Source organism: Ensifer sp. Root142, from assembly GCF_001426785.1.
GTDB classification, from domain to species: Bacteria; Pseudomonadota; Alphaproteobacteria; order Rhizobiales; family Rhizobiaceae; genus Ensifer; species Ensifer canadensis.
Window position 1 is genome coordinate 69,470 of sequence record NZ_LMFK01000010.1, and the last position, 11,885, is coordinate 81,354.

The following is an 11,885-nucleotide window of genomic DNA, read 5'->3' on the forward strand; positions in this document are numbered from 1 at the left end:
AGAGCATGAGCGAACAAGCAGTGTTTCGCGTCGAGGGCGTGCGCAAATCCTTCGGGCCGATACCGGTTCTGAAGGGCGTCGATCTCGAATTGCGCAAGGGTGCCGTGACGGTGCTGATGGGCGCCAACGGCGCTGGAAAGTCGACACTGGTGCGCATCCTCAGCGGCGTCTACGTCGGAGACGCCGGAGCCATGCAGCTGGATGATCTCCCTTTTTCGCCGACAACACCGGCGGAGGCGATCCGTGCTGGTGTGGTGACGGTTCACCAGAACATCAATGATGGCGTCGTTGCCGACCTCGACGTCGCGACCAACCTCACGCTCGACCGGTTGAACGGCCGCGGTGCGCGCCTGTTCTTCAACCCGCGCCGGGTAAGGCGCGAGGCTGCCGTCGTCGCCGCCCGCATGGGCCTCGCCATAGATCTTTCCGCTGATATCAACGATCTGACGCTCGCCGACCGGCAGATGGTGGCGATCGCCCGCGCCATGGCGCACGAGCCGCAGGTGCTGATCCTCGACGAGCCGACCTCGTCGCTGTCGAGCGCCGAGGCTGATCGGCTGTTCGAGCTTCTCGATCGGCTGAAAGCCCGTGGCGTCGCGATCCTTTATATCTCGCACCGGATGTCCGATATCCGCAGGCTCGCCGACAGCATCGTCACCCTGCGCGACGGGCGCATAACCGGCCGCTTCGAAGGTGCGGATCTGGACTATGAAGGCGCCGTCAACGCCATGCTCGGGCAAAAGGTTTCGGCAGGGGACGTCACCGTGCGCGAAGGGCTCGGTTCAGTCTTTTTCGCCCAGGGACTGAAACTTACCGAGACGTCGCGTCCGTTCGATCTCAAACTGGGCGATGGCGAAATCGTCGCCGTCACCGGTCTTGTCGGCGTCGGCAAGACGGCGCTGGCCGAGACGCTCTTTGGGGCGCGCGGGCCAGCGGCTGGCCGGATGACGCTCGACGGCGCCTCGTATCGTCCGCAGAGCACCCGCCAGGCGATCACCAAGGGCGTGTTTCTAGTTGCCAAGGATCGAGCCGACAGTGGCATCGTTCCTGACTTCAACATTTACGAGAATATCAGCCTGCCGTTTCTCAAGCGGCTGTCGCGCTTCGGCATATCGAACCGCCGGTCCGAACGGGCGAAATCGCGGGCGCAGATCGCAGCGCTCGGCGTCGTCTGCCGCAGCGAGCGCGACGAGATGCAGACCCTTTCCGGCGGCAATCAGCAGAAGGTCATGGTCGGGCGTTGGCTTTCCGAGCCCTCGCGCCTGCTGATCCTGGATGAGCCCTTCCAGGGCGTCGACATCGCCGCGCGCCGCGATATCGGCGCCAAGCTGCGCGCCTCGGCCTTTGGGCGTGCGACCATCGTTTTCCTGACCGAACTCGACGAAGCCTTCGAGATCGCCGACCGCATTCTCGTGATGTCGGAACACACTGTGGTCGGCGAGCATCGCAACGCCGCGGTCGACGTCGAGCGCCTCCTCCAGGAGATCGCCGGCCAACATCATCAGCAGGGACAGCCCCATGAGCAGTGAACAGATGAAACCCGCGTCCCCCGCCGCTTCGGTGCTGCCGGCGCCACCGCCCAGTCCCGCCGTCAGTCTGCGCGATATCGCGATCAAATACGGTTTCCTCGCCCTTCTGGCCGGACTGGTTCTCTACTTCTCGCTGGTAACGAACGGATTTTCCTCGCCGCAGAGCGCCGTCTTCATCCTGCAATCCGTGTCGATCACCGGCATCCTGGCGCTCGGCGTCACGGCGACGCTGGTCGTCGGCGGCTTCGACCTGTCGATCGGCTCGGTCGCGACCACGGCGATGATGGCGTCATCCTATGTCATGGTGGTGATGGGCGGAGACGCCCTGACGGCAACGCTCGTCTGCCTGGCGATCGGCGTTCTCGTCGGGCTGATCAACGGTATCATCATCGTCTACATGCGTGTGCCGGACCTGCTGGCGACGCTCGGCATGATGTTCCTGCTGCTCGGCTTGCAGCGCATACCGACCGAGGGCCGTTCGATCGCCGCCGGCATGACGCTTCCCGACGGCTCGGTCGCGTCAGGCACTTTCAGCCCCGCTTTCCTGGCGCTTGGCCGCCATCGCTTCGATCTCGTCCTGCCGAACCTTGTGCCCGTTGCCGTCGTGGTGCTGATCGTGCTGGCAGTGCTGATCTGGTTCTTCCTCGAATACACCCGCTTCGGACGGATGATGTATGCGGTCGGCTCCAACGAGCGCGCCGCCGGCCTGGCTGGCGCCCCTGTCAATGCCTACAAGATCTCGGCCTATGTCATATCAGGCGTCTTCGCGTCGATCGGCGGCATGCTGCTCGCAGCGCGTCTCGGCCGCGGTGACATCGCCTCGGGCAACAATCTGCTGCTCGATGCCGTTGCCGCCGCGCTGATCGGCTTTGCCGTCTTGGGGGCGGCCAAGCCGAATGCGTTCGGCACGGCGGTCGGCGCGCTCTTCGTCGGCATCCTGCTCCAGGGCCTGACGATGATGAATGCGCCCTATTACACGCAGGATTTCATCAAGGGCGCGGTTCTCGTCATCGCCCTGATCTTCACCTTTGCGCTCTCGAAAAGAGGCAAACGCTGACGGGAAAGCCCCGCCCGCGGACAACAAACGTTCACCAGTGGAGGAGACTGAAATGAACATGACACGCAGAGCAATGGGCAAGCTGGCGCTTGGCCTTGCCGGAACCGTGGCTTTCGCCACCGCTTCCTTTGCCGCCGATATGCCGAAGCCCTTCGACAAGCCGGCTGACGTCAAGATCGCGCTGGTGCGCTATCTCTCGACCGGCGATTTCTTCCAATCCTACCTTGCCGGCGTGGAGGCGCAGGCAAAGGCTCTCGGCGTTCAGTTGCAGGTTCTCGACAGCCGCCAGGATGCAGCGCTGCAGGCCGACATGGTCGACCAAGCGATCGCGCTCGGCGTGCAGGGGATCATCATCCAGCACGGTCTGACGGAATCGATGAAGGAAGCAGCACAGCGCGCCGTCGACGCCGGCATCAAGGTCGTTGCCTTCGACGTGAACGTCGAAAACGAGAAAATCCCGCAGGTCGAACAGTCCGACCGCGATCTTGCCCGCCTTGCCCTGGAGCAGGCGATCAAGGACAATGGCGAGAGCTTCAAGGCGGGCTACGTCTATGTCGCCGGCATCGCGCCGCTCGACCGTCGCGACGAGACCTGGAAGGAATTCAAGGGCAAGTATTCCGGGATCAACGAGGTCTCGCAGTTCGGCACCATGGACAACCCGATCGCCAACTCGGTTGCCAACCAGGCGCGTTCCGTCATCTCCGCCAATCCCGATATCACCGTGATGTTCGCGCCCTATGACGAGTTCGCCAAGGGCGTCAAGATTGCGGTCGACGAAGCCGGTCTTTCGTCCAACGTGAAGATCTATTCCGCCGATATCTCGACCTCCGATATCGCGGCAATGCGCGAGCCGGATTCCGCCTGGGCTGCGACTGCCGCCACCAACCCGGCCGTGGTCGGGCAAGTCTCGGTTCGCACACTCGCCATGCTGCTTGCCGGCGAGGATCCGGGCCGCAGCGTCATCGTGCCCCCGACGTTGATTACCCAGAAGGACCTGAACGATCAGGACATCAAGAACATGGAAGAACTCGGCACCAAGCTGCCGCAGTTCGCCCATGCGGATGTCGCCATGCCGGCTTGGATGCCGAAGCCCTGATCACGCGGTTTGTTGATGAAAGTGGGGCGGTCGAAAGACCGCCCCGTTTGCGTACTGCCAGCCCTACGCATCACAACGCGCTTTAAGTCGTCGTTGCGTCTACCTTGCCGAGACCGTCCCGGCTCCAGCGCTCCATCACCCGGCGCGCCATTGATGTCGTGACCACGAGATGCGAGGCAAAGCCGCCCTTCAAGGCCGCCATCAGTGGTTCGAACTTGCTCTCTTCCTGGACGACCAGCATGCGCTTTTTGATGGCGCGGATCGATGAGAGGTCCGCCGAGATGCAGCGGCGATTGTGGGCGCAATTCACCCATTGGCCGTCACGGTCGATCAATTGTCCCGCAATGACGCCGACAGCGCCTTCCTCGCCCATGCGGTGCATTTCGCTGGCGCTGAGTGCGCCGCACTTGACGAGGTGGCTGTCGTCCTCGATGCCGCCGACGGAATAGAGCGCCAGATGACAGTCGGCGATCGTCGACAGCTGCTCGCGGATCACCGGCTCGCCGCGAAGCTCCTCGGCCAGCCGCTCGGACGACAGCACGAGCGGCGCGTAGAAATTGATGCCTTCGGCATTGAGCCGGCGGGCGATCTCCGTCGTGCACTGGTCCGGCCGATAGGAATAGGGCGCGCCGAGATTGCCGCAGAGCTGGACCACAGTGACGCCACGCAGGTCGGCGAAGGGCATCACGTCGGCGATATGATAGACCGTTCGCCCCCAGGCGACGCCGACGCGATCGCCCTTGTTGATCAGTTCGAGAAAGACGGATGCAGCCAGCACCGGCATCTCAGCCGTCGGGTCCATGGCCTGCCGGTCCTCCGGCACGATCCAGGCCGCCGTGACCCCGGTTGCATCCTCGAGCTCGCGCGCCAGCACGTCGTCGGTGAAAAGCTCGGTCGAAGTGGTGATGTTGACGATCCCGGTCTCGCGTGCTCGCCTGAGATAGGTCGCGACAGAGGCGCGGGAGATCCCCAGTTTCTGCGCAACTTCGTCCTGCCGTAACCCATGGCTATAGTAGAGCCACGCGGCTTTGTGCATGATCTGATCGGTGTTGCGGATAGGCATGGGGATCCTTCAGTTGTCGATTGCTGACATTATTCATCGGCCGTGACATAAGTCAAATTGCCATTCAGGCAAAGTTGGAGGCGGGCGTTGCCTCAGGCGTTGGAGCCGCGAAAGTGTCGCGCTTGCGCCTCTTCCATCAGCCAGTCGACGAAATGCGCAATTGCCGGCCGTTCGATCGCCGCAGGCAACGTCACGATATAATAGGCGAATTCGCTCGGCCATGGTCGATCGAGAGCGACGGCTAGGCGGCCGTCGGCGATTTCTTCCCGCGCATAGATACCGCGGACAAGTGCAACGCCCTGACCAATGACAGCAGTTCGGTCCAGACGGAACGGAAGACCGTCTGCCGTTGGAAACGAACGTTTCACCGGCCGGGGTCGCTTGAGAGCGGGGCTGATCCTTAGGGGTAAAGGTGGCGTGCCGGCGGGCAGGTTTTGCCGGCTGAAGGCGAAGGCCCGCCTTCAGTTCTACAGCGCCACGCGTCTTAATAGACGCGCAAAGGTCGCCGTAGCACTTTGAATTGCTGCATGTTTTTATCCTTAGATCGGATAGGACCTAAGGAAACATGCAGTGGGCTCCGGTTGGGCCACACGGCCATCGCGTAGCACGGGCGGCGATGTCGTTGTGACGCATCCGTGCGTCACACGCCCGATCAGGTCTGGCAGCAGCGGGCATCGACCGGCAGTGTCGTCGCCCCGCCATCGGCGTGATGCAGCGTGAAATGATCGAAGTTGGCGATCGATGCGCAGGAGTGGTTGGGGAAGACCCGCACACGGCTTCCGAGGGTCAAGGGGCGTCCTGAGAAGGGAACGAAGCCATGTTCTTCAGACAGCCGCGCGAGCGTCCAGACACCTGTTTCGCCATCGCCTTCGGCGCTGACGACGGTGCCGAAGCCGGCGCCGCCCATGCCGTGGGCGCCGCGATCGGAGCTCATCGACTTGGAGCCGGCGTCGATGATGAAGTGCGTGTCATTGGAGGCAACGACGCGCGCAACCACCGAGAGCGCCAGGTCGTCGGCCGTGCAGATGCCGAGCCTGAGCGCGGTTCCGTCGAGGAACACGTAATTGCCGGGCCGGACGCAGTCGACCTCCTGGGACAGAGGTGCGCCGACACAGGTCGGCGTTGCGCCGACGGAAATGCAGTCGACGGCGATGCCGCGGTCCCGAAGCCGGCCGGCGAGACCGGCAAGGTCTGCGGCCTCATCGCGGGCGACCTTGGCCAGGCCCTGCGGGCCAGTGGCCGCGTAGGAATGGCCGGCGTGCGAAAGCAGGCCGGCAAAGTGCAGGCCGTCGGAAGCGGCGATCTGGGCGCACAATTCGAGCGCAACCGGATCGTTCGGCTTGAGGCCGACGCGGCCGAGGCCGACATCGACCTTGAGGAAGACGCCGATTTCGACGCCGTGACTTGTGGCGGCCGCCGACAACGCTTCGACGCCCGTCGCGCTTGCCGCAATCGTGCGCAGCTGCGTGCCGCGCGCCTTGACCACGGGCAGCAGACGGTCGAGCGACTGCGGCTTGACGATGGGATAGGCAAGGATGATCGACGGTATCCCGGCTTCCGCAAAGACCAGCGCCTCGCTTGGCTTGGACGCGGTGATGCCGCGGGCGCCAAGTGCCAGCTGCCGTCGCGCGACATAAAGGCTCTTGTGCGTTTTCACGTGCGGAAACATCGAGACGCCGGCTTGATCGGCACGCTGCTGCATGGCCTCAATGTTGCGGGCAAGGCGCAATTCGTCGACTTCGATATAGGGCGTCGGTCGCTCTGCGGCCGCAGGGCGCAGGAAGCCGTTGGCTTTCGGTTGCGCCGGGGCGCTGTCGATGTCTGCGGTCACGTTGCCGGTAGCGTTCGCAGCCGCCAGCGTCACTTCGGAAGTGTTCATCTCGGAATGCTCTGATCTGAAGAGGGGATTGGTTGTCGTCGTCAGCCCGTTGCGACCTGTCGCACGAAATGGCTGGATGAGACCTGTTGCATCGGCAGTTCGCGCGGCACGAAGTCCGGCGGGCGCACGGCGCTTGGGATCTCGTCGGACATCGGCTGGCGGCCTTCCGGGCGGCGTGTCGGGTCGGCGATCGGAACGGTCGACAGGAGCTTGCGGGTATAGGGATGCTGCGGATTGCCGAAGACCGAACGGCGGTCGCCGATCTCGACGATTTCGCCGAGATACATCACCGCGACACGGTGGGCGATGCGCTCGACCACGGCCATGTCGTGGCTGATGAACAGGAGGGCGATCTGCATCTCGCGCTGCAAGTCCATCAGGAGGTTGATGACCTGCGCCTGGATCGTCACGTCGAGCGAGGCGACGGCCTCGTCGGCGACGATCAGGCGCGGGTTGAGCGCAAGCGCGCGGGCGATGCAGATGCGCTGGCGCTGGCCGCCGGAAAACGCGTGCGGATAGCGCTCGAGATGCTCAGGCGACAGCTCTACTTTGGAGAGAAGCTCGGCGGCGCGGGCGCGCATGACCGCGGTCGAGCCCAGCTTGTGAACGCGCATAGGGTCCATCAGCGACTGCTCGATCGTCATGCGCGGGTTGAGCGACGAGAACGGATCCTGGAAGACCATCTGGGCGTCGCGTCGAAACCGCGCGAGCATAGCGCGCGGCGCGCCGATCAACTCGGTTCCGTCGAACCGGATCGAGCCCGAACGCGGTCGGTCGAGCTGCATGATCGAACGGGCAACCGTCGACTTGCCACAGCCGGATTCACCGACCAGCGCCAGGGTCTCTCCCGGAAAGATGTCGAAGGAGACGTTCTCCACCGCGTGCACCCGACCCGAGACATGGCCGAACAATCCGGCTTTGAGATCGAAGCGCGTCACCAGGTTGCGCACCTCGACGAGCGGCTTTCGGGTTTCCTTCATCGGCGCGGACGCGTTCATTCTGTCACCTCGGCAAGCAGGCGCTCGGGTTCGAACACAAGCAACGGAAATTTCTCCGGCGCGTCCTTGTCGGCCATGCTGCCGAGGCGCGGCACGGCGGAAATCAGCGCGCGTGTGTAGGCATGTTTCGGCTTGGCGAAGATGTCGTAGACCGTGCCTTCCTCGACGATCTCGCCCTTGAGCATGACGCAGACCCGGTCGGCGACTTCGGCAACCACGCCCATGTCGTGGGTGATGAACAGCACCGACATGCCGATCTCGCGCTGCAAGGCGCGAACCAGATCGAGGATCTGCGCCTGGATGGTCACGTCGAGCGCGGTTGTCGGCTCGTCGAGGATCATCAGCGAGGGGCGGCAGGCAAGGGCTATGGCGATCATGACGCGCTGGCGCATACCGCCGGAAAGCTGGTGGGGATACTGGTCGAGCCGGCGCTCGGCATCGGGCACACGGACCAGCTTCAGGGTATTGAGCGCGATCTGGCGCGCCTCTTCCGGCGTCTTGTCCTGATGATGGATCACCGCCTCGGCGATCTGATCGCCAACAGTGAAGACGGGGTTCAGGCTCGACATCGGATCCTGGAAGACGATCGAGATTTCCGCGCCGCGCAGCGCCTCGACCCGCTTTTCCGAGAGCTTGGCGAGGTCGGCGACCTTGCCGTCCTTCAAACGCATCAGCACCCGTCCGCCGGTGATGGCTGCGCCGTCATATTCGGTCAGCCGCATGATTGTCATCGCCGTGACCGATTTGCCCGATCCGGATTCTCCGACCAGCGCGACGGTCTCGCCGCGCGCGATGCTGAAGGAGACGCCACGCACCGCGCGCAGCTGCGCCCGGGTGCCGGCAGCGAAGGAAACTTCGAGGTCTTCCACGGAAAGGATGACATCCTCGGGCAGCTCAGGCTTTGCGGATTTGGACAGGATCATCAGCACATGCACCCGATTTCGAAGGGACGTTGCGCTTTCAGGTCTCGCAACGAGGTCGCATCCTGTCAATACGGAAGGGAGGTGCGATCAGCCCTGTCCGCCGGGTCGCTGGAGCAGACATCGGCCTCGCTCCCGATCCGCTGCCGCCGCAAAATCCAGTGAAATCAATGTGTCACGATTGTGGCAGGCAAAACTATGCGCTTTGCGCATTGTATCGCCTGTCTTCGCATATCGCGCCGGTCGTGCGATTTCGGGCGGATTGACGCCTCAGGCCGCGTCGGTCGTTGCCTCGAAGCCGCTCTTGTACTGGGGCAGTGCGGCACATTGCTTGAGATGCTGCCATAGCGCATCGCTGTCATGGCTACCGGGGCCGGCGCGCCTGAAGATCCGGATCTCCATTTCCAGCGACATCTGCTGGCCGCCGATCTGGGCCAGGCGTCCCTGCCGCATGGCCTCGGCGACGCAAATCTGCGGCAGCCAGGCGACGCCCCGCCCGGCAACGGCCATGTGCTTCAAGCCATCGGCAAGGCCGGACTGGTAGACGGTGCTGAGGTTGAGCGGGCGGCGCCAGCGCGATTGGATCAGCGTTGCCAGCTTGCCGATATAACCGTCGCTCCAGGAATAGGCGAGATAGGGGATCTCGGTGGTTTCGGGCACGTCGATGTCGAACAGCGGCCGGCCGTTGTCGTCGGTTCCCGATACGAGAATGAGCCGGTCCTTGCCGATTTGCAGGGATTCGAACGGGCCGCCCTCCAGCACCGGAGGGCCGTCGGGATGGACATAGGTGATGGCGAAATCGCACTGGCCGGAGCACAGGTGATCGATGCTTTCGAGGAAGTCGGCCGCATGCATGCTGGTGCGAAGCGGCATGCGCGAGATCAGCGGCGAGCCGATCCACTTTGGAAAGAAATACATCGCAAGCGTATGCAGCGAGGTGAAGGTGAGCATGGCCGAGCTTTCGCCGGCGACATTGCGGCAGTCGGTGCGCAGGCGGTACGCTTCGCGGACGAGCCGTTGGCAGCCGGGCAGGAACATCGTGCCGGCCCGGGTCAGCTGCACGGGGTAAGTGCTGCGGTCGATCAGGTCGGCGCCAATCCAGTTCTCCAGCGATTTGATGCGTCGGCTGAAGGCCGGTTGGGAAATATTGCGCGCGGTCGCCGCCGTCGAGAAATTCCGCGTCGCGGCGATTTCCAGAAAATCTTCAAGCCATTGCAGTTCCATGCCGGCCCTCATGCGTGTTTTGCATAGTCTATCCTAACTACACATTGGACAGACCTGCAAGCGCTCTTCTAGCCTCCCTTATAACGAGAAGAAAACTTCCCCCTCCACCAAATGGGAACAACGATGAAACGCACCTTAGCCCTAGCCCTCAGCCTGGGGCTCGGCATCGCGGCTGCGCCCGCTATGGCCGAGACCAAGAACCCCGGCACTTTCGTCTTCATGTGGACCGACGACATCCAGTCGTTCGATCCGGCCTATATCGCCAACACGCCAAGCTCCTACGGCGCGCTCAACATCTACAGCCGGCTGTTGAACTTCAACGGCTCGAAGATCTCCGAGTTCGTGCCGTCGCTTTCGACCGAGGTGCCGTCGCTTGAAAACGGCCTCATCAAGCAGGGCGACGACGGCTCGGTGAGCTATACCTTCCCGATCCGCAAGGGCGTTTTCGCCCACAAGGTCGGCGTCAAGGGCGCCGACGGCAAGGTCACCTGGGAATATTACGACAAGCTGACCGACGCCCAGAAGGCGACGATCGAGCCGGGCTACGGCCAGATCACGCCCGAGGACGTGCGCTATTCGCTGCTGCGCGCCATTCTTCAGGGTCAGTCGTGGATGTCGAACGCGATCACCGAGGTGATCACCGCCGGCAAATATACCGACATCGCCAAGTGGGTAGAGACCGAAGGCGAGGTCAAGTCCATCAACGACGCCAGCCCCGAGATCCTGCGCAAGGTCTATGACCAGCTCGCCTCGCAGATTATCGTCGATGGCGACAATCTCACGCTGAAGCTGCCGAAGTCGTTTCCGGCCACCCTTGGCGTGATCGCGCTGCCGTTCGGTACCTCGGTTCTCGACAAGGAATGGGTTGCCTCGGTCGGCGGCTGGGATGGCTCGGGCGATACCTGGAAGGCCCACTATCGTCCGGAACTCGGCGCCAATCCGCTGTTTGCCGAGGAGAACGGCACAGGGCCATTCATGCTCGAGGAATGGGACCGCACCGACCGGCGCATCACTCTGAAGCGCTTCGACAATTATTTCATGGGGCCGGCCAAGCTCGAGCGGGTGGTCATGCGCACCGTTCCGGAATGGACGACGCGACGCCTGCAGCTTCTGTCCGGCGACGCCGATTTTGTCACCGCGCCGGTCGAGTTCATCGACGAACTCAGCAAGACCGAGGGCGTCAAGGTCATCGACGGCCTGCAGAAGGTGTTTTCGCGCGGCGTCTTCTTCGCCTGGCCGCTCGACGACAACGACAACCCGGCCATCGGCAGCGGCAAGCTCGACGGTGCCGGCATTCCGCCGGACTTCTTCGCCGACATCGATGTGCGCAAGGGCTTCAACTACGCCCAGAACTACGATGCGCTCCTGAACCAGGTGCTGCTCGGAAAGACCGTGCAGTCGCGCGGGCCGACCGTGCGCGGCATCATGGGCTATCGCCCGGATTCGCCTGTTTACAGCTACGATCCCGCCAAGGCCGAGGAACACTTCAAGAAGGCGTTCGGCGGCAAGCTCTGGGAGACCGGCTTTGCGTTTACGGCCTATGTCACCGAAGGCAACCCGCAGCTGACCGCCGCACTTTCGGCGCTGCAGCAGGGCCTGTCGCGCATCAACCCGAAGTTCAAGATGCAGATCCAGGCGCTGCCATGGGCATCCGTTTCGGACAAGCTCAACAACCGCGAAAAGCCGGCCGCACCCTTGACGGTGATGGGCTGGGGGCCCGACTATTCCGACCCGGGCGGTCCGCTCGGTGCCGCCAGCTACTATCTCTCGCCCACGGGTCTCGTCGGCGGCATGGTTGGCCAGGGTTATCGCGACCTGATGGCGGAGAAGTTCAAGCCGTTGCTCGATGAGGCCTGGGCCTCGGTCGATCCCGCCGTGCGCGAGCCGATCTACGCCAAGCTGCAGGAAATGTCGTACGAATACGCCACCACCCAGTTCCTGTGGGAGGACTTCGGCTACGTCGTCACCCGCAGCAACATCGATGGTTATGTCGACAACATGATCCTCTACGGTGCCTGGGACTTCTATCCGGTCACCAAGGCCAACGACTGATTGGCTACTGCGCCGCGCGTCTTATTAGACGCGCAAAGGTCGCTGTAGCACTTTGAATTGCTGCATG

Annotated in this window: 10 protein-coding genes; 4 read left to right on the plus strand and 6 right to left on the minus strand. The window is 63.2% G+C overall.

What is annotated here, in order from left to right:
- The first annotated feature begins 5 nt into the window (after positions 1-5).
- The 3 genes from ASD52_RS11445 to ASD52_RS11455 are packed head-to-tail and all read left to right on the plus strand — an operon-like array spanning position 6 to position 3,682.
- The gene (locus ASD52_RS11445; protein ID WP_057224395.1) at positions 6-1,529 is read left to right on the plus strand and encodes a sugar ABC transporter ATP-binding protein; all 1,524 of its coding nucleotides are present in this window, start codon (positions 6-8) and stop codon (positions 1,527-1,529) included.
- Complete coding sequence (locus ASD52_RS11450) at positions 1,519-2,586, plus strand: ABC transporter permease (protein WP_156612960.1); 1,068 nt, start codon at positions 1,519-1,521, stop codon at positions 2,584-2,586. Before ASD52_RS11445 ends, ASD52_RS11450 begins: the two co-directional genes overlap by 11 nt.
- A gap of 52 nt (positions 2,587-2,638) precedes the next feature.
- Entirely contained in the window at positions 2,639-3,682 is a 1,044-nt protein-coding gene (locus ASD52_RS11455; protein WP_057224397.1) for a substrate-binding domain-containing protein, read from the plus strand.
- Between the two features lie 82 nt (positions 3,683-3,764).
- Here the strand turns inward: ASD52_RS11455 and ASD52_RS11460 are convergent, their stop codons facing one another.
- The 6 genes from ASD52_RS11460 to ASD52_RS11480 form a co-directional block, all read right to left on the minus strand.
- A complete protein-coding gene (locus ASD52_RS11460) occupies positions 3,765-4,745 on the minus strand; it encodes a sugar-binding transcriptional regulator (protein ID WP_057224400.1) in 981 nt (326 codons plus the stop codon).
- Between the two features lie 92 nt (positions 4,746-4,837).
- The gene (locus ASD52_RS11465) at positions 4,838-5,113 is read right to left on the minus strand and encodes a LysR substrate-binding domain-containing protein (protein WP_057224403.1); all 276 of its coding nucleotides are present in this window, start codon (positions 5,111-5,113) and stop codon (positions 4,838-4,840) included.
- 284 nt (positions 5,114-5,397) lie between these two features.
- Entirely contained in the window at positions 5,398-6,624 is a 1,227-nt protein-coding gene (locus tag ASD52_RS11470) for an alanine racemase (RefSeq protein WP_057224405.1), read from the minus strand.
- Between the two features lie 41 nt (positions 6,625-6,665).
- Entirely contained in the window at positions 6,666-7,622 is a 957-nt protein-coding gene (locus ASD52_RS37180) for an ATP-binding cassette domain-containing protein (protein WP_082523602.1), read from the minus strand.
- Entirely contained in the window at positions 7,619-8,545 is a 927-nt protein-coding gene (locus tag ASD52_RS37185) for an ABC transporter ATP-binding protein (RefSeq protein WP_082571802.1), read from the minus strand. Before ASD52_RS37185 ends, ASD52_RS37180 begins: the two co-directional genes overlap by 4 nt.
- Before the next feature lie 267 nt (positions 8,546-8,812).
- Positions 8,813-9,766: a LysR family transcriptional regulator gene (locus ASD52_RS11480; RefSeq protein WP_025429490.1), complete on the minus strand. Its 954-nt coding sequence runs from the start codon at positions 9,764-9,766 to the stop codon at positions 8,813-8,815.
- A 123-nt stretch (positions 9,767-9,889) separates the two neighbouring features.
- Between ASD52_RS11480 and ASD52_RS11485 the strand changes: the two genes are divergently transcribed.
- Positions 9,890-11,818, plus strand: a complete 1,929-nt coding sequence (locus tag ASD52_RS11485; RefSeq protein WP_057207598.1) for an ABC transporter substrate-binding protein — start codon at positions 9,890-9,892, stop codon at positions 11,816-11,818.
- The last annotated feature ends 67 nt before the right edge of the window (positions 11,819-11,885 follow it).